Source organism: Mesorhizobium comanense, assembly GCF_005503535.1.
Lineage (GTDB): Bacteria > Pseudomonadota > Alphaproteobacteria > Rhizobiales > Rhizobiaceae > Mesorhizobium > Mesorhizobium comanense.
The window spans coordinates 226,965-248,701 of the sequence record NZ_SCNN01000010.1 but is presented as its reverse complement, the minus strand read 5'-3'; the positions used below and the strand labels follow the sequence as shown (position 1 = coordinate 248,701).

Here is a 21,737-nt window from a genome sequence, read left to right as displayed (position 1 = left end):
CCTCAACCTTTCCCCTCATCGCCCCCTCCAGCCCCTCCACCGGCAGCAGCCGCTCATGATTCCCGGTCCGCAGCCGCACGAAGGGATGCAAGCGGTAGGACGCAACAACACCCCGCGTCTCAGCATCGGCGCTGACATCCACCACGAAAATCACGCCGATGCGGCCCGGCCATGGCTGGCGGGCAAGCGCGGTGCCGAGGAAGTCGCCGAGCCCGTAGGCGACGACAGTGCCGCCGATCCGCTCCACCGGCTGCACGACATGCGCGTGATGGCCGGCGATCAACCCGACGCCCTGCCCGGCCAGCCGCCTGGCCAGCGCGCGTGTTGCGGCACGCGGAAAATGGCGGAATTCCCAATCCCAATGCGGCACGGCGCACAGAAGATCGAAAGCGTCACGCGAGCAGGCCGCCAACTCGCCGTCCGTAGATACACGGCCGGCGAACAGGTTCTCGCCGGCATTGCGCCACAGCGTGAATGCGGCGAAGCCGAAGCGCAGCGGCCCGGCCTCGACCGCTTGCACCGGACCATCGGCGGCGAGCCCGATGGTGCGGATGCCCAGCCGCTTCAGCGCCGCCACCGTCTCGTCGAAACCGGCAATGCCCTGGTCGAGCACGTGGTTGTTGGCCAGCGACAGCACGAGTTTTTCACGCTCGATGCCGGTCGCGGCAAGCGCCTCGGCCAGAAAGCCCGGGGTCATCGCATGATGCGTGCCGAGCTTGGTGCCAAGCACCGCGCTTGGCCTGGTCACGATGGGGCTCTCGCAATTGCCGATCACGAGGTCGGCAGAACCAAGCAGCGCCTTGATTGCCGCATCACAGTCCGGCGCACTGCCGTTGGCAACCGCCGAGATGTCGCCGATGAAGGCCAGCCGCACGGTTCGTCCAGGCGGTGGCCTCATTGCCGTTGCCGCTATCGGCGCAAACCCTGCGGCATCGCCCTCGAGCGACGGCTTCAGGAAACGCGGCAGCCAGGACAGTTTGTAGGAAAGCGGATAGTTCGACACGGCGCACCAGTTGTTTGCCTTCTGTAAACCGTCCGCCGGTCCGGTTGAAGCGCGCCCGTCGACAATCATGCAAGGGTGCTGGCCAGGGCCGGCAGGCGGGTCAGGACAAATCCGTGTATGGTCGACCGCAATCTCTGCCCGGGAGGAAAAGATGACACGAGTTGCAAGCCTGCTGGCAAGCGCCTTCATGGTGCTCCTGCCCTTGTCTTCCGCGGGCGCGGCCATGCCCGAAGCGGCAACCGCCTTGTTCGAGGCAAAGACCGTGGCCGCGCGCGACAGCGCTCTCGCGACATTGGAGACGGCCGCGCCGCAAGACCCGGCAGCGGCCTACGCCGCGGGCGCCGGCGAATTCTTCACGGCGCTGGAACTGCTGGCCGGCGGCCTGCATCGCCACGGCTTCGAAAGCCCGCAATCCTTCATGCTGCCGCTGATGCAATTGCCGGTGCCGGCCAATCCCGATCCCGAGCCGCTGACCTACGAACAGTTCCGCGCCATACTCGTGGCCTTCCGCGACCGGCTGGAGAAATCGGCGGCGACGCTGGGCTCCGTGCCGGCCGATGCCGATATCGGCATGGTCATCGACCTCACCCATGTCGGCATCGACCTGAACGAGGACGGCGCCATCGCACCCGACGAAAGCATGGCCGCCATCATGGCCGCGCTGTCGCGCGGCAGCGTTGCCGTTGGCGCGGACGCCCCCGCGCTGACCTTCCGCTTCGACCGCGCCGACGGCTACTGGCTTCAGGGCTATGCCGAGTTCCTGATGGCGCAGGCCGATTTCTGGCTGGCGCATGATTTCAGGAGCACTTTCGACGGCTCCTTCCACATGCTGTTCCCGCGCGCAAAACTGCCTTTACAGGACATTCTCGTTCCCCCGCCCAGCGAGATGGGCTCGAACATCTTTTCCTCGGAATGGCGCATCGCCGATTTCATCTCGATGGTGCACATGATCAACTGGCCGGTGGTCGAGCCAGAGCGGCGCAAGGCCGCGCGCCGCGAACTGCTCGAAATGATCCGGCTGTCTCGCGAGGACTGGAAGGCGATCCGCGCCGAGACCGACAATGACCGGGAATGGCTGCCCGGCCCCCAGCAAAAGGGCGAGAACCCGCTCACCGGTCTCGAAGTCGGCGAAGCGCAGGTCCAGGCCTGGCTCGCCACCCTGGCCATGGCCGAGGATTTGCTGGAAGGCCGCGTGCTGCTGCCGCACTTCCGCATCACCGGGAAGGGCATCAACATGAAGCGCTTCTTCGACGAGCCGAAGCCCTTCGACCTCGTGCTGTCGATCACCGGCCCGGGCATCGCGCCCTATCTGGAGAGCGGCCGGATCCTGACCAGCGAGGATTTCGACCAGATCCAGCGCGAGTTCGGCGGCGGCGGGTTTTTGACATTCGCGCTTTGGTTCAATTGAGCGGCCTATCAGAATTTGGGTTCCTCGCCCCCGCAAAGCGGGGGAGAGGTGGCCGCGGAGCGGTCGGAGAGGGGGCTGCGGCGCTGGCAAGTTTGCTCTGATTGTTCAAAGCCGCGCTGCCCCCCTCTCCGTCTCGGCTTCGCCGAGCCACCTCTCCCCCACTCCCGTTGGGGGCGAGGAACCACTTCCACTAAGCCCTCAGAAAATCGCCCCCTGATACAGCACCGCCTCCGCCTCCTCCGGCGCAAAGCGTCTGGCCAGCGACCGAAACGCGCTGTGCACGCCGTCGCGATCGATGTTGCAGCTTCTGAGGTGCCTGACGGCAAGTGTCGGGTCGAACGCCGTGCGGCCGTGCAGGACGCGCTGGTTGTCGAACACCAGCGCCTCGCCGGGCTGCAGCTGGTGCTGGAACTGGTTTTGCGGATCGCAGATCAGCCGCGTCAGTTCGGCCAGCGCCTCGATCAGGCCGTCGACCTGGTCGAGCGGCGCCCATTGCGGCGCCAGGCAGCGGTCGTTGTAGCGGATACCGGTGACGGCGCCCGCCGCATCGAGGCTAATGACATGCGCCTCGGCACTGAAGAACACCTCGCCTTGATGCTCGCGGTGAAAGGTGACGCCATACCGCGTCAAAAGCTCGAAGAGATCGGGCGTTTGCGCCCGCATCATTTCGGCGACATGGAAACCGTCGACCATCAGCGACGTGCCACCGCTGCCCGCGCCGGTGCGGATGGCGTGGAAGAAGATGAAGCCGGGCGGTGCGTAGCGGAACGGCTCGTCCGTATGCGGTATCTGTGCCCGCGCCGTCTCGCCCGCCACCCGCGCATCCGGCCGCGAGATGAGATCGAACACCTTGCCATAGCTGGTCTCGCGGATCGGCCCGTAGCGCCCGGCGATCCGCGCCGTCGCCTCGGTTTCCGCCGGAACGCCGGTCAGCATGGCAATGCCGTGGTCGCGAAGAGCCCTGAGGGAGGAAAACAGCGCGGCGTCATCCGTCACCACCGCATCGAAGGCGAAGCGGCCGAGCCGTTCGGACAGGTCGCTGCCCCAGAGCTTTGGCTGGAACCGGGTGGCATGCGGACTGTCGATCCGGGCCGCCAGATCGGCGGCATCGTAGCGCGAGACGTGCCCGTCCTGCCAGATGACCGTGACCTCGCCGGGCACGGAGACATCGAAACTTTCCGCATGGATCGCCTTGCCGACATCGGCGGGCGTCAGCCATCTCTTGCCCGAGGCGGTATCGCCGCAGATCTCGCACTCGCAGGCCAGCCGTAGCCAGCGCGTGGAAAGTTTCCCGCTACGCCCGTCCGCGAGTTCTACCGCCACTTCCGGACCCTGCGCGCGCATGGTCCGGATCGGCGCCGGCAGCGCCGCGGCGGCTGTGGGTCGGATTGCATGTTTCGGTGTGTCGAGCATATGACTTCCCCGTCGATTGAATTCTTCTGACAGGCTATGTCTGAGAAACCCACGATTCAAACGAGTTCGTTTCGACAACATTTGAGGTGGATTCAAAATATGACCACGTTGAGAGATTTGCCGTTGTCCGGCCTGAGGGCGCTGGTGGCGGCGGCCCGGACGGGCAGCCTGACGCGTGCCGCCGAGGAACTGGGTGTCACGCCGGGCGCCATCGGCCATCAGATCCGGCAACTGGAGGAGCGGCTCGGCGCCAGGCTGGCCCGGCGCGAGGGCAATGGCATCGTGCTGACGCGCGCCGCCGAGGCCGCCTTGCCCGACATCGATCGCGGCTTCGATGCGCTGGCGTCGGGCATGCGCAGGCTTCGCTTCGAGCGGCAGGCCGAGACTTTCACCATCTCGGCCGATCCGTCTTTCGCTTCCCTGTGGCTGGCACCGCGACTGGCGATGGTCCGGACGGCCCTGGGGCGGCTGGAAGTCCGCATCGTCACATCCGTTGCCCTCGACGCGATGGCGGACGAAGGCGTCGACCTCGCCATCAGCTATCGCAAGGGATCGGCCTCGGACATCCAGGCGCTCGATCTGTTCGAAGAGCGGGTAATTCCAGCCTGCGCTCCTGCACTGATCAAGGGAGACGCCAGGCCGGACAGGACCGAGGTACTGGACAAACTGCCGCTTCTGCATATCGACCCGATGATGGGCGACGACGTCTATCCGACCTGGCACGACTGGTTCGTCGCGGCGGCGCGGCAAAGGAAAGATATCGACCAGGGTCCGCGCTTCGGGCTGACCATCGTTGCGGCGCAGGCAGCCATTGCCGGCATCGGTGCGCTGCTGGCCAGCGAACTTGTGCTGCGCCGGCATCTCGAAGCCGGTCACCTTGTCGAGATCGCCCGCGACATACCGGCGCTCACCATCAAACGCCGTATCGTCTGGCCTGAACGCGGCCTCAAGGCGCGCCGCGCCGCTGCGGTCGCGGCGGCTCTGGCGGATGCGGCCGGCGCCAGGATCGACGGCGCCCTGCCGCGCTGAGAGCGAGGCGGTGCTAGAAGAACCGGCGCTGCAGGCGCAGCAGTCCCGCCAGGGCCCCGGCTATCAGCGCGTTCGAGATCACGCCGACCGCCGCGCTCATCCAGCCTATGTCGCCGGTCTGGCCGAGGATCACGAAGGGGAACAGAGCGGCGATGACGAAGATCGCCGCCAGCAATCCAAGCCACCCCAGTCGTGGCCGGGTCACCCGCAGGCTGAGAAAATAGGCGATCCCGACCAGCAGGATTCGCAACGGGTCCAGTATTTGCGTGACGACAATGGCGATCAAAAGCATGGACTGGCACTAAGCCTCAAAGACCGGGCCTTTCAAGGTCAAAGGGCACGGAATTCGGTTCGGCCTCTCCACACGGTATCAGCGTGGAAATCCGTGCAGGCGGCCCAGCAGCCACTGCAGTGGATTGTTGACGAAGGCCTTGGTGACGAAGCTGTCATGGGCGGCGTCCGCCGTAAGGAAGGCGATGGTGCCGGCTTCCAGCCGTTTGGGCGGATCGGCGCTCGCATTGATCCCCTTTTGCGCCAGCAATTGCTGGATCTCGGCATTGCCGGAGGCCGAGGACTTGCCATAGGCGCTGACGAAAAAACTCTTGCGGTGACGCGCGATCCAGTCGGCGAAGATGTCGGCCTCGTCGAAAACGGCGTCGAGCAGGATGACGCCGAGCAGCCTTGCGCCGATGTCGCCATTCCCAAGGATGAAGGCGGCCGGATTGTAGCCGCCGCTATAGGCGGCGAGCACCACCGGCATCGTTTCGAACTTGGCGGCCCTGGCGCCGGTCAGCTTGGCCAGGCCTTGCGCTGCTTCCGACATGAACTTCGCGAAATAGCCCGGCGTCCAGAAATTGCCGGCGCTGGAATCCTGCGCGTCGCGGGCGAATTGCGGCGCCACCAGCACGGCGTTGAGGTTGGATGCCTCGACCTGCGCGACGACCCGCTGGCGGCCGACGACGTCGCGCTGCAAGGTCGCGCCATTGCCATGCAGGAACACGACGATGACGGCCGGCTTGGCCGGATCGAATCCCTTGGGAGCCGCCAGCAGCGTCGAGCGGTCGCTATAGGTTTCATCTTCCCAGTAGATGCCGCCGCGTGGCGAGGTATGGCCGCGCCTGCCATCCGCCCCGGTGACGTCGAGAAAGGCCGCGGAGCCGTCCGGCAGTCTGCCCCGATAGGGAAAGGGCGAGGCCTTGAACGGAACGATGGTCGACATGGCCTTGTGCAAGCGCGCCCCCAGACCCGCCACCGGAAACGCCACCGTGGCCAGCAGCCCCGCGACGATGGCGCGCCGGTCAGGCATGAGCCGCCTGTCCGATGGGCACGACCTTCGAAGGCAGCAGCACGGCGAAGAACGCCGGGATGGCGATGAGGTAGGCGATCGCCGACCATTGCAGCACGGCGCTCAGCCCGAAGCTGGTGGCCACGATCGGCACCGCGGCCGAGCCGATGACCGAGAAACAGCCATTGATGCCCCAGGCCCAGACGAACAGATGCTCTTTGCCGAGCCTGGCCAGCCAGGTCATGGCCGTGGCCATCGGCATGCCCATCAGGAAGGCCGGCGGCGACACCAGCAGGAAGCACAGCAGCAGCCGCACCGCGTAGGGATAGGCGCCGATCCAGTCGAGCACCGGCGACAGATAGTAGCCGTAGAGGAAGAGTAGCGCCCCGATCGCCAGCAGCAGGGCGGGAAGCAGCGTCCTGGCGCGGTCGAAGATGCGTTCGGCGAACAGGCTGCCGAGGCCGGAAAACACCAGCATCGACGAAATCAGCACCGATGCCGAAACGGTCGGATTGGCCAGCGCCACGGTGAAGCGGCTGATCAGCCCGACCTCGACCATGATGTAGCCGAGGCCGAGGCAGGCGAAATAAAGGATGGTGCCGAGCTTGCCGCGTGAACGCGAGAACACGATGCGCCAGCCGAAGATCATGGGCAGCAGCACCAGCGAAGCCGCCGTGATGCAGGCGATGCCGAGCGTGGCCCAGATCAGCAGGTACCCCCAGTCGTCCTGGAACAGGTCGAGCCGGTCGAGCGTCTTGCCGAGGTCGGCGACCTTCACATAGGCCGCGAAATACGGCTGGTCGTTGCTGAGTGGCCGTGCGTCGAACACATAGTCGGCGGCCAGTTTCTCCCAGCCGCCGGTCAGCAGCGCGTGCCAGGTCATGCGCTGCAATTCCGTCGCCGGCAACACCTGCGGGCCGGCATTGCCGCCGGCGCAGGCGTCGAGCGTCGGGTCGGCGGGCGCCGTGGGGTCGCAATCTGGATTGGCAGGCGCGGTCGGATCGACGGGCGCAGTCGCATCGGCGGCGGGCTGTGTCAACGTCGCATCCTGGCCGTTGCCGAAGATCGAGGCGCGATAATCGTCGAGCACTTTCTGCGCGCCCGAGCCGTCATAGGCCATCCCCGGATAGTAGATCTCTTCCCACGACATGGATTTGGTGTAGTCGCGCAGCGTCTTGATCTCGGCCTCGCTGAAGCCGCCGCGCTTGAACAGAACCGTTGTCGTCGAGAGATAGCTCGACACGGCGAAGATATCGTTGGCCGCGCCCTGGGGGTCGAATGCCTTCGCCGCCTCGGCGATGGTCGAATAGAGCTTGAGCACCGATTTCGGCGGCTCTTCCTTGTTCCACAAGGTCACCGACAGCACGCCGCCATCGGCGAGCGCGTGCATGTAGCTCAGCATTGCCTCATGCGTGTAGGCGTATTTCTCTGAAATGGCGAAGCCGCCGGGATTGGACAGGCCGACGCTGTCGGCGAGGCTGAGGTCGATGACGTCGTAGCGCTCCGTCGTGTTGGCGAGGAACAGCCGCCCGTCATAGTCGATGACCTTCAGCCTGGGCTGGGCCAGTATGTCGCCGGTGACGTCCTTCAGGACGGGATCGCGGAACGCCCGCAATGTCATCGGGTTGCTCTCGGCGACGGTCACCGAGGTCGAGCCGGCATTGAGCGCGGCTTGCGTTGAGATGCCGCCGCCGAACTGCACGACGAATGTCTTGGGCTTGTCCTTGATGACATAGGGATAGTGCATCGGCAGGTAGCGGAAATAGACCTGCTCGGCGGGCGCCAGGTTGCGCATGATGCCTTCCGGCCCGTCGCCGTCGCGATACATGCCGACATAAGTGTTGGCCGGCACTTCGGGCATGCCGAAGGCCGCGTTGTCGCTCAGGCCCGGCGCGAAATGCATGTAGGAGCTGGCATAGACCTGCAGGTCGCCGAACGGCGAGATGCTGCGGTAGATGCGTTTGCCGTCCGGGAAGTTGCGGGCATAGGCGACGCCCTTGTACTGCGACACCGCGATGTCGGGAATGCCGAGCCAGCCTGGCAGCATGAGGTAGGCCGCGATCGACAGCCCCGCCACGACAATGCCCGCGACGACACTCTTCCAGGCGCCGAACGCCATGAACCACAGGATCGAGCCGGCGGCCCACAAAAGCAGCGGTACGACGATGATCGTCTCCGGCGCGAACAGGTAGAGCGACACCAGCACGACGAGGCCGGCGAGCCCGGAGCCGGTAAGGTCGGCGAAATAGACTCGGCCGAAGGCAGTCCGGCTTTTCAGGAAGACGATGCCGAGGAAGAACGCGCCGGCCAGGAACGGCAGGAGATAGAGCAGGAAATTGGCGAGCAGGCGCCATTTCTGCATGGGGTCGGACACCAGGAAGATGGCGTTGAACGGCAACGTTTGCGCGATCAGGTTGGCGCCCACGGCGAGCGGTCCGATCAGCAGCAGGGCGGCCGTCGCCGCCCCTTGCCAGTGCCGGTCGAACCAGCCCTTGCCGGCGAAGATCACGACGCTCGACAACGAGAAGCCGAGCATGGCCAGGCTCACCACCAGCGAGCCGAAATGCGACCAGCTGCCGACCGCGAACACCCGCATGACGGCGATCTGCAGCGCGATGATGGCGCCGGCGATCAGCCCGACCGCGAGATAGTGCGGAACGCGAGGCGCCTCCAGCGACAGGACTGCAGGGCGGGAATTCGATGCGACGGCTGCCATTCGGCTCCCTTGATGCGATGGTTAGGCAGGGCCGGTGCGGCGGTGTTCAGCCGTTATGCGTGCCCACGATCTGGTCGCCTTCCAGCTTGGTGAACGGCACGAACGGCACCACCTTGCCATTGTAGATGTCCGAACGGACGATGTTGAACGTGCCGTCGGCGAGTTGCTGCTTGATCACCTTGAGCACATGCTGGGCGCCGGGCGGCCCGACCGGGATGACCATGACGCCGTTGGGCTTGAGCTGCTGCAGCAGCGACGGCGGGATGTGGTCGATGCCGCAGGTGACGATGATCTTGTCGAACGGACCGACGCTTTCCCAGCCATAGTAGCCATCGGCGTTGCGGCTGGTGACGGAACCGAATTCCGAGTAGCCGCGCTCGACCAGGCCGTCATAGGTACGGCGGGTGCGCTGCGCCAGCGGGCTGATGATCTCGATCGTGTGCACCTTGTCGGTGAGGTTGGCGAGATAGGCCGACTGGTAGCCGGAACCGGTGCCGATCTCGAGCACGGATTCGCCGAACTGCACATCGATGGACGTCGTCATGCGCCCGACGAGATGAGGGCCGGAAATCGTCACGCCATAGCCGATGTCGAGGAAGGCATGGTCATAGGCGCGGCCGAGATTTTGCGGCAGCACGAATTCCTCGCGCGGCGTCAGCAGGAAGGCGCGCTTGTTGCGGTCGTCAAGCACGTCCTTGTTGTAGACCATGATCTGGAAGCGATCGAATCGCTCCGCCAGGAACTTCGGATCCTCGCCGCGATTGGCCACCATCCAGTCGATGAACGACTTCTTGTCCTTGAACGGCACTTCGGCGTTGCGGTCATAGGGAACGGGCACGTTGGCCCGGACCACAGCCGGAAGAATGGAAAACGCCGCCGCACCCGCCGACAGCGCCAAGAAATCCCGACGCTTCATGGAAAAAGCCTCCAAAAGTGGCCTTTGCCACCCCAAAACCAACCACCTGATCCGGATTGCACCGACCCCCAAAACGAGTCAATGGCCGTCGGCGCAGGGCGGTCCGGGCCGAAAAATTGTGGCAGGACAGCAACAGTTTTTACGGCGTGGATCAGGGATTTCGGCAATGTGGACCAATATCAGCAGGCTGCCTCATTGCCGCATCGACCCGCGGATGACTCCTGGCAAAGATTAGCAAGGGCTGTTTTGCTTGACTTGGCAGGCAAAAACAGGCAGCAAACCACCCTCGGAAGGGCTGCAATACCGCGTGTATCGTCGTGGACAGGCCTCGTTCGGCACAAAGTCCGCGTCTCTCGGTTGGTTTGAGAGGGATTGGTTAACCAACTTTGTCCATATTTTGAAGCGATCGGCAACTAACGACAGGCGCGGCAAACGCGTCGGGGACCACCTGGGATCACTCACAGAATGGTCGTCGCGGCTATCCCGGCCGCGGACGTGGGAGCCGATTGGAGCAAGATTGGTTGCATGGCGTTCTTGAGTAATAAAATCATCGGGGACAGGCGTTGGGACGGCGAGACCGTCCTCGACGCGGCGCGTTCTCCCTCCTTCAACCCCGAAAAGCTCGTCCGCTGGGTCGCGGTGCCTGGTGTCAGCGCTGCCGTTGGCCTTTGGCTGATCGGGACCATGGTTGGCCTCAGTTCCGTCGGCGCCTCGCTGTCGTCGACGTCGAGCGGCCTGCCGCAGACCTTGTCGATGCCGGGCTCGCTCGCGCTCGCCGATCCGCTGAAGGAGCATTTCCTCAGCTCTTCGGCACCGTTCGTGCTGGCCAATGCCCATGGCGGCGCGCACGCATTGCAGAATCATGCCGTGCAATGCGGCGCCGGCTGCTTCAAGCTGGCCGCCGTCAGCCCCCAGGCGGAAAAGTCCGCGCGCCTTGTGGCCCAGGCAAAGCCGGCGCCGGTGGCGAAGTCGAAATCCCAGCAGCGCTTCGAACTCATGGAAGCGTCCTTGTCGCCGACAAAGCTCGCCGCCGCTTTTGCCAGCGCCGGAAAACCTGCCGCCACGGCCGATGCGCGGCCCGTCATTTCCACCTCGCCTGAGGTCACCACGGCTTCGCTCGCCCCCGCATCCACGCTCGTGGCCAGCCTGACGAATGACATGCCGGCTCCGGCGGCCGAACGCTTCGCTCACACCGATACCGGGTCCGCCGTCGTGCAGACCGCGCCTGCACCGCAGGGCTTTGCCCAGTCGCAGACGCCCGACAACACGCAGCTGGCGCTGGCCCTCGTCCGGTCGATGCCGGTCGACGACGAGGCTTTCGCATCGCCGTTGCCGATGACCGAATCCTCGGCCGATGTTGCCGTGGCGCCTGTCGAGACCCAGCCGGAACAGCCCGGCGACGCGGCCTCGCTGCCGGACGCGCTCACCGACGACGTGCCGCTGCCGACCCGCCGGCCGCAATATGATATGCCGCAGCCCAAGGTGGTGGAGCAGGACAAGCCGGCTCCGCAGCAGAAGGTATTGCCGCAGAAGCCCGCGCCCCAGGCAAAGCCGGTGCAGGTGGCCCGGCAGCCTGCCCGCCAGGGCCGGTCCGGCGAAAACGGCGACGTGCTGGCCTATGCCAAGCCCGACACGCCTTCCGGCGGCCTCGGCCAGGCCTTCAGGAACCTGTTCAACGGGCCAGGTGGCAGCAGCGGCGCCGGCCACGGCGTTGCCGTCTACGACATCAGCGCCAAGACCGTCTACATGCCGGATGGCCAGCGGCTCGAAGCGCATTCCGGCCTCGGCGCCATGGTCGACCAGCCGCGCTATGTCCATGTCAAGGATCGCGGACCGACGCCGCCCAACACCTACAATCTGTCGCTGCGCGAATCGCGCTTCCATGGCGTCGAGGCCCTGCGCCTGACCCCTGTGAACGGCGGCAACAAGTACAACCGCAACGGCCTGCTCGCCCACACCTACATGCTGCGTGGCGGCCGCGCCGAGTCCAACGGCTGCGTGGTGTTCAGGGATTACGCCCGCTTCCTCGCCGCCTTCAAGAAGGGCAAGGTCACGCGCCTCGTCGTGGTGCCGCGCCTGAACGGCTCGCCGACCCAGGTTGCGACGGACAACGCGCGCGGCGCCTGACCGCAATGCGCGCGTATTGCCCGGCACCTGCCTCCTCCTGACAGCCTTCTGTCAGGAGCCGCGTCCCGGCATTCGCATCGCCGCATCGCGCTCTTTCCATTTTGCCCGAGTCCTCCCATATTCGGGACATGGCCAAATCCCCGGACAAGAAAACGCCCTCGACGGCGAATGACGAGCGCGCCGCACCGAAGCGGCGCAGCCCGCTGACCGATTTCCTCGACGCCTCGGAGCCGCTGCACAGAGGCGGCTTCGCCGAAATGCCGCAGCCCGGCCTGTCGGGCACGCCGCTGACCGGCTCGATCTCGGACTGGGCCGAACAGATCGAGCAGGAGGCCGAGCGCGAAGGGCGTCAGATCGGCAAAGGCGACGGTGGGAAGGGCGACGGCGGCAAGACGCCCAAACCGTCGAAGAAGATCCCCGAGCGCTCCACCGCTCCGGGCCGCAGCTCACGCGGCACCTCGATGGGTGGCGCGGCGACCGCCAGGGAACGCACCGCCGCCGGCCTCAACCCGGTCGCCGGCCTAGACATCTCGCTCGAAGAAGCCGAGACGATGACGTCGAGCGGCGTTACCGCTACCGTGGCCGCGCTCTCGGCGCTGATCGAATCCGGCAATCCGCTGCACAAGGATGGCGTGCTGTGGACGCCACACCGCCCGGCCCGGCCAGAGAAGTCCGAAGGCGGCATCGCCATCAAGATGGTGTCGGACTTCCAGCCCGCCGGCGATCAGCCCACCGCGATCAAGGACCTGGTCGAAGGCGTCGACAACAGCGACCGCACCCAGGTGCTGCTCGGCGTCACCGGCTCGGGCAAGACCTTCACCATGGCCAAGGTGATCGAGGAGACGCAGCGCCCTGCCCTGATCCTGGCGCCGAACAAGACGCTTGCCGCGCAGCTCTATTCCGAGTTCAAGAAATTCTTCCCCGACAATGCGGTGGAGTATTTCGTCTCCTACTACGACTATTACCAGCCGGAAGCCTACGTTCCGCGCACCGACACCTTCATCGAGAAGGAATCCTCCATCAACGAGCAGATCGACCGTATGCGCCACTCGGCGACGCGCTCGCTGCTCGAACGCGACGACGTCATCATCGTCGCATCCGTGTCCTGCATCTACGGTATCGGCTCTGTCGAGACCTACACGGCGATGACCTTCCAGATGCAGATCGGCGACCGGCTCGACCAGCGCGCGCTACTCGCCGACCTCGTCGCCCAGCAGTACAAGCGCCAGGACATCAATTTCGTGCGCGGCTCGTTTCGCGTGCGCGGCGATACGATCGAGATCTTTCCGGCCCACCTTGAGGACCGCGCCTGGCGCATCTCCATGTTCGGCGACGAGATCGAGCAGATCACCGAGTTCGACCCGCTGACCGGCCAGAAGACCGGGGAGCTGAAAAGCGTCAAGATCTACGCCAACTCGCACTATGTGACACCGCGTCCGACGCTGAACCAGGCGATCAAGTCGATCAAGGAAGAACTGAAGAACCGGCTGGTCGAGTTGGAGCGCGCCGGCCGCCTGCTCGAGGCGCAGCGGCTGGAGCAGCGCACCCGCTTCGACCTGGAGATGCTGGAAGCCACCGGCTCCTGCGCCGGAATCGAGAACTATTCGCGCTACCTCACGGGCCGCCAGCCGGGCGATCCGCCGCCGACGCTGTTCGAATACATTCCCGACAACGCGCTGGTCTTCATCGACGAAAGCCATGTCACCGTGCCGCAGATCGGCGGCATGTATCGCGGCGACTTCCGGCGCAAGGCGACGCTGGCCGAATACGGCTTCCGCTTGCCTTCCTGCATGGACAACCGGCCGCTCCGTTTCGAGGAATGGGACGCCATGCGTCCGCTCTCGGTCGCGGTTTCGGCCACGCCCGGCGGCTGGGAGATGGACCAGTCGGGCGGTGTCTTCGCCGAGCAGGTCATCCGCCCGACCGGCCTGATCGACCCGCCGGTCGAAGTGCGCCCGGCCAAGAGCCAGGTCGACGATGTCGTCGGTGAGATCCGTGACACCACGGCCGCCGGCTATCGCACGCTGGTCACCGTGCTGACCAAGCGCATGGCCGAGGATCTGACCGAGTATCTGCACGAACAGGGCGTGCGCGTGCGCTACATGCACTCCGACATCGACACGCTGGAGCGCATCGAGATCCTGCGCGACCTGCGGCTTGGCGCCTTCGACGTGCTGGTCGGCATCAACCTTCTGCGCGAGGGCCTCGACATTCCCGAATGCGGCTTCGTCGCCATTCTCGATGCCGACAAGGAAGGTTTCCTGCGCTCGGAGACATCGCTGATCCAGACGATCGGCCGCGCCGCCCGCAACGTCGACGGCAAGGTCATCCTCTATGCCGACCAGGTCACCGGCTCGATGGAACGCGCGATGGCCGAGACCAACCGCCGCCGCGAGAAGCAGATGGAGTGGAACGCCGCCAACGGCATCACCCCGGAATCGGTGAAGTCGCGCATCTCGGACATCCTGGATTCGGTCTACGAGAAGGACTACGTCCGCGCCGACATCTCACAGTTCACCGACAGCGCCGGCGCCATGATGGGCAACAACTTCAAGGCCCATCTCGACGCGCTGGACAAGCAGATGCGCGACGCCGCCGCCAATCTCGACTTCGAGAAGGCCGCCCGCATCCGCGACGAGATCAAGCGCCTGCGCGAGATGGAACTGTCGATCTCCGACGATCCGCTGGCGCGCGAAGTGGAGGGCCAAAGCCCCGCCTCGGGCCGGGAAAAAGGCAAGCACAACAAGGGTGTGGCCAAGCATCGTACGGCAGAGGAACAGGAGCGTTTCCGCAAGCTCGACGCAGCCCGCGCCGCCGAAGAGGCGGCCAAGGCCGCCCGGCCCAACCTCTTCCGCAAGCCTGACCTCGACGAGATGGGCGCCGATGGCGCCGTGCCGGTTAAGAAGCCCCTGTTCGCCAAGCCTTCGATCGACGATATGGGGCCAGGGACCGACATGACGACTCCCGCGGGCGCGGTCTCGCGTTCGCTGTTCAAGAAACAGTCGGCGGCCGAGGCGCACGGCTCCGATTTCGGCATTCCCGGCGAACCGGTCAAACCGCTGTTCAAGAAGAACTCGCTCGACGAGATGACGGTTCGCAGAACCGAGAAGCCGGTCGAGGGCAAGAAGCCAAGCAAGCCCCAGCCAATCTCCCCCCAAGTGGGGGAGATGTCCGGCAGGACAGAGGGGGGCGCGACGGATCACGGCGCCAAACCAATCGTCCGCCAGCGCGCCGGCATCGGTTCTTACGAAGATCCGGGCGACGCCCGCCGTGAAAAGCGCCGGCCGAGCAAGACGGGCAGGCCAGGGAAATAGCGTCCTTCCCTTCTCCCCTTGCGGCAGAAGGGAAAGCAATCCGTCCGGGCGCACGCTGACATCCTTCCTCGGCGAACCGGAACAACCTCTGGACTATGCGCTCGCGCTTGCGGCCAGCCGACGGAAACGATAGGCGGTTGCAATTCTGCCTCCGCACACAAGCTTCCGCCGGCCCATCCATGAAACCCAGGGACATCGCCGCTTACATCTTCCTGGCCGTCACTTGGGGCCTGTCCTTCCTTGTCCTGCTCCGGGTGGTGCATGCCTTTGGCTGGGTCGGCGCGGTGACCTTGCGGTCGCTGCTTGCCGGCGTCACGCTCTTCATCCTTGCCGCGGCGACACGGCGCCGGCTCGATTTCAGCGCCGGCTGGCGGCTTTTCGCCGTGGTCGGCGCGACGACGGTCGCCGCGCAATTGGTCGGTCTCTCCTACGCTACTCCGCGCATCGGCACGGCGATGGCGGCGATCCTGGTTGCCGCGATCCCGCTGTTCTCGATGATCCTCGGCCAGGTGTGGGGACTGGAGCGGATCACGCCGCGCGGGCTCGCCGGACTGCTGCTCGGCGCCGCCGGCATCGTCGTCCTGGTCGGCTTTCCCGCCGTTCCGATCACAGCATCCTTCGCGCTGGGCTGCGCCGCATCGCTGTTCAGCTCCTTCGCCGCCGCCTTCGGCAGCAATTATGCCAACCGCCATCTGCGTTCGGCCGGTTCCTTCGAGCTCACCGGCGCCGCCTTCCTGTTCGGCGGCCTGATGACGCTGCCGCTGCTTTTCGCCGTGCCGGTGCCGGCCATGCCGAGCCTTGTCGATTTCCTCGATCTCGCCATCCTCGCCTGCGTGATGAGCGCGCTGACTTATGTCGTCTATTTCCAGCTGGTGGCCAGCATCGGCGCGACCCGGACGATCAGCGTCGAATTCGCCGTGACCACCATCGCGGTGCTGGTCGGCACGCTCATGCTTGGCGAGTCGCTGAGCGCCATCCAGATCTGTGGCGCGGTGGCGATCATCGGCGGCTGCATTCTCGTGCTGGACCCGTTCCCGCGCCGGGCAAAGGCCGAAGCCTTGCCATCGACCCCGCCCCTGGTGTAACCAGCATCAACACTCGAACGTCTTGAAAGGAGGGCTCACGTGTTCACATTCTATCGTCATCACCGTCAGCGTGGCCCGATTTCCGCCCTGCAGGCGAGCTTGCAGGGCTGACCAGGACGGTCCGGGTTTTTCCCGCTTCGATTTTTTGGTCTGCCCTTCGTGGTGCGCGATGCCTGTTTTGATGGCGCGCACCGTCAAAGTGCATTGAGCCGCTAGAGCATGATCCCGAAAAGTGGGAACCGGTTTTCGGGATCATGCTCCGAGAAATAGTCGGCCAAGACCAGAGAAATCAAAATGGCCCTCCTCAGCCTCAAATCCCTCGGCGTCACCATGAGTGCGCCGCTGTTTTCCAACCTCGATCTCACCATCGGCGCCGGCGACCGGCTTGGCATCGTCGCCGCCAATGGCCGCGGCAAGTCGACCTTGCTCAAGTGCCTGACCGGCGAAATGGAGCCGACCTCGGGCGACATCACCCGCACGCGCGGCCTGCGCATCGGCCATGTCGAACAGTCGGTTCCCCCTGCCCTTCTCGGCCGCACCTTCTATCAGGTGGTTGCTGACGCGCTGCCGCCCGAGCAGGCCGGCAGCGAGATGTGGCGCGTCGACGTGGTGCTGGATTCGCTCGACGTGCCCGAAGCCATGCGTGAGCGTGAAATGCAGGCGTTGAGCGGCGGCTGGCAGCGGCTGGCGCTCATCGCCCGGGTCTGGGTCACCGACCCGGACATGCTGCTGCTGGACGAACCGACCAACCATCTCGACCTCGCCAGGATCAGCCAGCTGGAGACCTGGCTGAACGCGCTGCCGCGCGAAGTGCCTGTCGTCATCGCCAGCCATGACCGCGCCTTCCTCGACGCCACCACCAACCGCACGCTGTTCCTGCGCCCGGAACAATCGCCGGTGTTTGCCCTGCCCTACTCGCGCGCCAGGCAGGCACTCGACGAGGTGGATGCGTCGGCGGCGCGCAAGTTCGAGCGCGACATGAAGGTCGCCCAGCAACTGCGCAAGCAGGCCGCCAAGCTCAACAATATCGGCATCAATTCCGGCAGCGACCTGCTCACGATCAAGACCAAGCAGCTCAAGGAACGGGCCGACAGGCTGGAGGAGGCAGCGCTGCCCGCGCATCGCGAACGGTCGGCGGGTGCGATCCGCCTGGCCAATCGCGGCACCCACGCCAAGGTGCTGATCACGCTTGAAGACGCGGCGGTGGAAACGCCCGACGGCACGCTGCTGTTTCGCACCGGCAAGCGCCACATCTGCCAGGGCGACCGCATCGTGCTGCTCGGCCGCAACGGTGTCGGCAAGTCGCGCTTCGTCAATCTGATCCGCAACGCCATCCTCGAGCCGGATACGGTCGGGAATGTGAAGGTGACGCCGTCGACGGTGCTCGGCTACAGCGACCAGGCGCTGTCGGGCATCAGCGGTGACGACACGCCGCTGGCCATGGTTTCGCGACGATTCGATGTCGGCGAGCAGCGCGCCCGTTCGCTGCTTGCCGGCGCCGGCGTGGTCATCGAGATGCAGGAAAGAAAGATCGGCGCGTTGTCCGGCGGCCAGAAGGCGCGGCTGATGATGCTGGCGCTGAGGCTAGCCAATCCCAACTTCTATCTGCTCGACGAGCCGACCAATCACCTGGACATAGACGGCCAGGAGGTGCTGGAGGAGGAATTGCTGAAGCACCAGGCAAGCTGCCTGCTGGCCTCACACGACCGCTCCTTCATCCGCGCCGTCGGCAACCGGTTCTGGCTGATCGAGAAGAGGCGCCTGACCGAGGTGGAGGACCCCGAAGGCTTTTTCCGTGAGGTGGCCGAAACAGGCGGTTGAAGAAAGCCACGCTTTCGCCGGGCCGGCATTCGAGGGCTGCCGGCCCGCACTTTCCCGTCGGCCGGAAAAGGCGCATCCTGAAGGTTCAGCAAACCGAGGGAGGAAGCCGGTCATGCGCGGGGTGGACATCGTCAAGAACCTTTATGATGCCTATGCAAAACGCGACATCGTGGGTGCGCTGGGCCACTGCTCCGACGATGTCGTCTTCCGCTGGATCGCCGAACCGCAGTCGCCGTACATAGGGACCGGCAACGGCAAGCAGGAGTTCCTTGCCCGTCTCATGTCGCTGGACAATGATTTCGAATACCGGCGCTTCATTCCGGTGGACATCGTCGATGGTGGAGACAAGATCGCGGCACAGGTCGAAATCCATCTGACACGCAGAACCACCGGCCAGGAGCTTGTCATGCGCATCGCCGATTTTTGGACGATACGCGATGGCAAGGTCATCGAGATGGTCGAGTATTACGACACGGCTCTCGCCGCCTCGGTCCTCTGAAACAATTTCGACGACCTGTCGGATCGTCTGAACCTGCCTCGTCCTTGGGATGCCGACACGATGATGCCGGCATCAACCCAGGGAGAACCCGTCATGTCCGTCCTTTCATCCATCGGCCGCATCGCAACGCGCTATGCCGCCGCACGTGCCCGCCATCGCAGCGAACGCATCCTGCTTTCGCTGCCCGCCGAACTGCGCAAGGATATCGGTTTTCCCGAAATCCTCGACGCACGCGAAACCCGCCGCGCGGCCACCTTCTCGGCCAAGACCATATGACCATGGCTCGCTCAGCCATGCGCCTGTCATGCGAGCCGTTCGGCCGGCGGGCCTGCTTCGGGCCGGCCCGCCAAAAAATTTTCGACGCCATGTAGGATCGCCGTCATCTCGCGCGTCCTATGGTCGGCAAGGCCAAACGCAAAGAGGAGCAAGAGATGAACGACCAGACCCAAGATCAGCCCAGGGCGGAAGTGCTTGGCGGATTGACCCCCTATCTGCAGGTGGACGGCGCCTTCAAGGCCGCCGAATTCTACAAGAAGGCCTTCGGCGCGGAGCAGGTCTTTGCCTATCCGGCGGACGAAAAAGGCCGCACCATGCACATCCATCTCCACATCAACGGCTCGACGCTGATGCTGGGCGACGCCTTCCCCGAACACGGTCATCCGCACAAGGAAGCGCAGGGCTATACGCTGCAGCTGCATCTCGACAATGGCGACATCGATGCCTGGTGGAAGCGCGCGGTCGACGCCGGCTGCGAGGTCGTGACGCCGCTGCAGGTGATGTTCTGGGGTGACCGCTGGGGCCAGGTGAAGGACCCCTTCGGCGTCGCCTGGGCAATGAACGCACCGGTCAAGTAAGTCGGCGGGCAGCAGCGCCCTTTCCCCGAGGGCGTCATGCGCTCGCCTGCGCCGGGTTGGACCCCTGCCCGCCCGGCGCCCGAATTCAGTGGAGGAACACAATGTCCTATGTCGATGGTTTCGTGCTTGCCGTACCGAAGGCGAGGCTCGACGACTACAAGAAACTGGCCAATCTCACCGGCCCCATATGGATGGAGCATGGCGCGCTCGCCTATGTCGAATGCATCGGCGACGACGTGCCCTATGGCGAGTTGACCTCGTTTCCCCGCGCCGTCCAGGCCAAGGACGACGAGATCGTCATCTTCGCCTGGGCCGTCTACAAATCCCGGCAGGACCGCGACACGGTGATGGCCAAGGTGATGGCCGATCCGCGTCTGAAACCCGATTGGGGGACCATGCCCTTCGACGCCAAGCGCATGATCTTCGGCGGCTTCCAGCCATTCATGGAGCTCTGAGGAACTCGACCCCGAGCTAGGCTGAGATTGAGGTCAGGCCGAGTCGAGAATGGTGGTTCCTGAGAACCGGAGCGGAGCGTACTTAAAGTACGTGAGCACAGTTCTACTGCGACGCAGTAGAACGGGGAAGCGCAGGGAACCGCCTTTCGCAGGCCGGCCTCACCTCAATATCAGCCTAGCTTGTCCAGCAGCGGCTTCAGCCGGTCTCCATAGCGCTTCCACAAATCGACCGATCCCTGGTACATCGGCTGGCGCACTTGCGCCGCCGACGCGGTACGCACCGGCCGGTCGGTCTCGTGGAACGACAAAACGGCATCGTTCCAGGGCAGGCCGAGATAGTCGATGAGCGCGCGGCTCTGCCCCTGCTGGTCGGCGACGAAATCCTCGTAGCGCACATCGTGCACGACACCAGGCAGAACCTTGTGCCAGTGCGCCATGATATCGGTGTAGAGATTGTGGAAGTCGGCGAGTTCGCCGAGGTCGTAGCCATAGCGGTGGGTGTCGCCGCGGAAATGCACCTTGTAGATCGACAGGCAGGTCGCGACCGCGTCACGGGCGCAATGGATAATCCTCGCCTTCGGCATCATCATGTGGATGAAGCCGATCAGCAGGAAGTTGCCCGGCATCTTGTCGGTGACGTGGCGCATGTGCGGATAGCGGGCATGCAGCATGTCGAGATAGGCCTGGCCGGCCTCGGTAAAGTCCGCGTCATCCGTGTCGGCCACACCCCAGGGGAAGCCACCCGGCATGGTCGACGGGAACTGCCTGCCCACCGCCGTCTTCAGGATGCTGAGCTCGCCCGCGCCGTAGACATCGGGATGGCTGGCGATGATCTGCTCGACCAGCGTCGTGCCTGAGCGCGGCATGCCGACGATGAAGATCGGCGCGTCGTCGGTGATCGGGCTCGGCCTGTGCTTCTCGAAGAAGCCTGCATCGAACACCGTCTTCATCGCCTCGAATTCGGCGCGCGTGCGGATGGGGTCGTAGTTGATGGCCCTGCGGCGGATCGCATTGCCTTCGGCAAAATAGTCGAAGGCCCTGTTGTAATCCTTCAGATCGTCATTGGCCTTGCCGAGGCCGAAGGCGAGCTGCATGCGCTCCAGGCTGTATTGCGGAGTTTTCGCGTGCTGGGCCTCCATCCTGGTCAGTTCGGCGTCGCGTTCCTTCTGGCGCTTGACCTGCGTCAGCATCAGCCAGGCTCGCGCCATGCCGGGTTGGATCGCCACCGCCTGCCGGAACAGGTCGGCCGCCTCGTCGAGCTTGCCCTTCTCCATCAGCCCGACGCCAAGTCCGTGCAGGAGCTCGGCATCCTTGGGCCGGATCGACAGCGCTTCGCGGAACACGGCCAGCGCCTCGTCCAGACGCCCGGCCTCCTGCAGCGTTTCGGCAAGCCCGATGCGGGCGCGCGCGTGAAACGGATTGCGCTGCACGGTGCCGCGATAGATCTCTTCGGCCTCCTCGAACTGGCCGAGCTGCGTTAGCGACGAGCCGAGATTGTCGCGCGCCGCGAGCTGCTCGGGCCGCAGATCCACCGCGCCGCGGAAGAAGTCGATCGCTGCGGCGACGCGGCCAAGGTCGCGCATCACCGTGCCGAAATTGTTGAGGAAATCCGCATTGGTCGGCTGCAGGCTTACCGATTGCTCGAGCAACTCCAGGCCTTCTTCGCTGCGCCCGGTCTGATGCAGCAGCAGCCCCAGGAAATGTGCCGCGGCCGCGTGGTTGGGCTGACGCGCCAGCACCTGCCTGTAGATCGCCTCGGCCTCCTGCCGGCGGCCGGCTTGATGCAGTTGCAAGGCCTGCTGCACATATTGG

Annotated in this window: 17 protein-coding genes; 10 read left to right on the top strand and 7 right to left on the bottom strand. The window is 65.0% G+C overall.

Features of this window, described 5'->3' with window-relative positions; translation table 11 throughout:
- The coding region (locus FFS37_RS19065) for a CapA family protein (RefSeq protein WP_137932513.1) at positions 1 to 1,003 on the bottom strand (1,003 nt) is incomplete at its 3' end.
- 151 nt (positions 1,004 to 1,154) lie between these two features.
- On the opposite strand from FFS37_RS19065, the gene FFS37_RS19060 reads away from it, so the two are divergent.
- A complete protein-coding gene (locus FFS37_RS19060; RefSeq protein ID WP_137932501.1) occupies positions 1,155 to 2,411 on the top strand; it encodes a hypothetical protein in 1,257 nt (418 codons plus the stop codon).
- 198 nt (positions 2,412 to 2,609) lie between these two features.
- On the opposite strand, the gene FFS37_RS19055 is transcribed toward FFS37_RS19060, so the two are convergent.
- Positions 2,610 to 3,824 (bottom strand): clavaminate synthase family protein, encoded by a 1,215-nt coding sequence (locus FFS37_RS19055; RefSeq protein ID WP_171026332.1) that lies wholly within the window; start codon positions 3,822 to 3,824, stop codon positions 2,610 to 2,612.
- 99 nt (positions 3,825 to 3,923) lie between these two features.
- On the opposite strand from FFS37_RS19055, the gene FFS37_RS19050 reads away from it, so the two are divergent.
- Positions 3,924 to 4,853 carry a LysR substrate-binding domain-containing protein gene (locus FFS37_RS19050; protein ID WP_171026331.1) on the top strand — a complete coding sequence of 310 codons (930 nt, stop codon included), beginning with the start codon at positions 3,924 to 3,926 and terminating at the stop codon, positions 4,851 to 4,853.
- Positions 4,854 to 4,866: 13 nt separating this feature from the next.
- Here FFS37_RS19050 and FFS37_RS19045 read toward each other — a convergent pair whose 3' ends face one another.
- The 4 genes from FFS37_RS19045 to FFS37_RS19030 form a co-directional block, all read right to left on the bottom strand.
- Entirely contained in the window at positions 4,867 to 5,145 is a 279-nt protein-coding gene (locus tag FFS37_RS19045) for a hypothetical protein (RefSeq protein ID WP_137932498.1), read from the bottom strand.
- A gap of 78 nt (positions 5,146 to 5,223) precedes the next feature.
- Positions 5,224 to 6,159, bottom strand: coding sequence for a hypothetical protein (locus FFS37_RS19040; protein WP_137932497.1), 936 nt, complete (start codon positions 6,157 to 6,159; stop codon positions 5,224 to 5,226).
- Entirely contained in the window at positions 6,152 to 8,854 is a 2,703-nt protein-coding gene (locus FFS37_RS19035) for a spermidine synthase family protein (protein WP_137932496.1), read from the bottom strand. The genes FFS37_RS19040 and FFS37_RS19035 overlap by 8 nt, the downstream gene beginning before the upstream one ends.
- 46 nt (positions 8,855 to 8,900) lie before the next feature.
- A complete protein-coding gene (locus tag FFS37_RS19030) occupies positions 8,901 to 9,770 on the bottom strand; it encodes a protein-L-isoaspartate O-methyltransferase family protein (protein ID WP_137932495.1) in 870 nt (289 codons plus the stop codon).
- Positions 9,771 to 10,295: 525 nt separating this feature from the next.
- Between FFS37_RS19030 and FFS37_RS19025 the strand changes: the two genes are divergently transcribed.
- The 8 genes from FFS37_RS19025 to FFS37_RS18990 all read left to right on the top strand — a co-directional run bounded on the left by FFS37_RS19025 (position 10,296) and on the right by FFS37_RS18990 (position 19,925).
- Positions 10,296 to 11,897, top strand: a complete 1,602-nt coding sequence (locus tag FFS37_RS19025) for a DUF2778 domain-containing protein (protein WP_137932494.1) — start codon at positions 10,296 to 10,298, stop codon at positions 11,895 to 11,897.
- 128 nt (positions 11,898 to 12,025) lie between these two features.
- The gene (gene uvrB / locus FFS37_RS19020; RefSeq protein ID WP_137932493.1) at positions 12,026 to 15,211 is read left to right on the top strand and encodes an excinuclease ABC subunit UvrB; all 3,186 of its coding nucleotides are present in this window, start codon (positions 12,026 to 12,028) and stop codon (positions 15,209 to 15,211) included.
- A gap of 179 nt (positions 15,212 to 15,390) precedes the next feature.
- Positions 15,391 to 16,296 carry a DMT family transporter gene (locus FFS37_RS19015; RefSeq protein WP_137932492.1) on the top strand — a complete coding sequence of 302 codons (906 nt, stop codon included), beginning with the start codon at positions 15,391 to 15,393 and terminating at the stop codon, positions 16,294 to 16,296.
- Positions 16,297 to 16,590: 294 nt separating this feature from the next.
- Entirely contained in the window at positions 16,591 to 18,117 is a 1,527-nt protein-coding gene (locus FFS37_RS19010) for an ABC-F family ATP-binding cassette domain-containing protein (protein WP_137932491.1), read from the top strand.
- A 112-nt stretch (positions 18,118 to 18,229) separates the two neighbouring features.
- On the top strand, positions 18,230 to 18,616 hold the full coding sequence (locus tag FFS37_RS19005; protein ID WP_137932490.1) for a nuclear transport factor 2 family protein: 387 nt from the start codon (positions 18,230 to 18,232) through the stop codon (positions 18,614 to 18,616).
- A gap of 93 nt (positions 18,617 to 18,709) precedes the next feature.
- Positions 18,710 to 18,892 carry a hypothetical protein gene (locus FFS37_RS19000; RefSeq protein ID WP_137932489.1) on the top strand — a complete coding sequence of 61 codons (183 nt, stop codon included), beginning with the start codon at positions 18,710 to 18,712 and terminating at the stop codon, positions 18,890 to 18,892.
- A gap of 155 nt (positions 18,893 to 19,047) precedes the next feature.
- Positions 19,048 to 19,470 (top strand): VOC family protein, encoded by a 423-nt coding sequence (locus tag FFS37_RS18995; RefSeq protein WP_137932488.1) that lies wholly within the window; start codon positions 19,048 to 19,050, stop codon positions 19,468 to 19,470.
- Positions 19,471 to 19,571: 101 nt separating this feature from the next.
- Positions 19,572 to 19,925, top strand: a complete 354-nt coding sequence (locus FFS37_RS18990) for a DUF1428 domain-containing protein (protein WP_137932487.1) — start codon at positions 19,572 to 19,574, stop codon at positions 19,923 to 19,925.
- Positions 19,926 to 20,095: 170 nt separating this feature from the next.
- Here the strand turns inward: FFS37_RS18990 and FFS37_RS18985 are convergent, their stop codons facing one another.
- On the bottom strand, positions 20,096 to 21,718 hold the full coding sequence (locus FFS37_RS18985) for a tetratricopeptide repeat-containing sulfotransferase family protein (RefSeq protein WP_232375709.1): 1,623 nt from the start codon (positions 21,716 to 21,718) through the stop codon (positions 20,096 to 20,098).
- Positions 21,719 to 21,737 lie beyond the last annotated feature (19 nt).

Coding starts and splice junctions, on each gene's coding strand:
- FFS37_RS19015 (WP_137932492.1), top strand. CDS start 15,391: ATGAAACCCAGGGACATCGCCGCTTACATCTTCCTGGCCGTCACTTGG.
- FFS37_RS19050 (WP_171026331.1), top strand. CDS start 3,924: ATGACCACGTTGAGAGATTTGCCGTTGTCCGGCCTGAGGGCGCTGGTG.
- FFS37_RS19040 (WP_137932497.1), bottom strand. CDS start 6,159: ATGCCTGACCGGCGCGCCATCGTCGCGGGGCTGCTGGCCACGGTGGCG.
- FFS37_RS19035 (WP_137932496.1), bottom strand. CDS start 8,854: ATGGCAGCCGTCGCATCGAATTCCCGCCCTGCAGTCCTGTCGCTGGAG.
- FFS37_RS19025 (WP_137932494.1), top strand. CDS start 10,296: ATGGCGTTCTTGAGTAATAAAATCATCGGGGACAGGCGTTGGGACGGC.
- FFS37_RS18995 (WP_137932488.1), top strand. CDS start 19,048: ATGAACGACCAGACCCAAGATCAGCCCAGGGCGGAAGTGCTTGGCGGA.
- FFS37_RS19000 (WP_137932489.1), top strand. CDS start 18,710: ATGTCCGTCCTTTCATCCATCGGCCGCATCGCAACGCGCTATGCCGCC.
- FFS37_RS19055 (WP_171026332.1), bottom strand. CDS start 3,824: ATGCTCGACACACCGAAACATGCAATCCGACCCACAGCCGCCGCGGCG.
- FFS37_RS18990 (WP_137932487.1), top strand. CDS start 19,572: ATGTCCTATGTCGATGGTTTCGTGCTTGCCGTACCGAAGGCGAGGCTC.
- uvrB (WP_137932493.1), top strand. CDS start 12,026: ATGGCCAAATCCCCGGACAAGAAAACGCCCTCGACGGCGAATGACGAG.
- FFS37_RS19060 (WP_137932501.1), top strand. CDS start 1,155: ATGACACGAGTTGCAAGCCTGCTGGCAAGCGCCTTCATGGTGCTCCTG.
- FFS37_RS19010 (WP_137932491.1), top strand. CDS start 16,591: ATGGCCCTCCTCAGCCTCAAATCCCTCGGCGTCACCATGAGTGCGCCG.
- FFS37_RS19030 (WP_137932495.1), bottom strand. CDS start 9,770: ATGAAGCGTCGGGATTTCTTGGCGCTGTCGGCGGGTGCGGCGGCGTTT.
- FFS37_RS19005 (WP_137932490.1), top strand. CDS start 18,230: ATGCGCGGGGTGGACATCGTCAAGAACCTTTATGATGCCTATGCAAAA.
- FFS37_RS19045 (WP_137932498.1), bottom strand. CDS start 5,145: ATGCTTTTGATCGCCATTGTCGTCACGCAAATACTGGACCCGTTGCGA.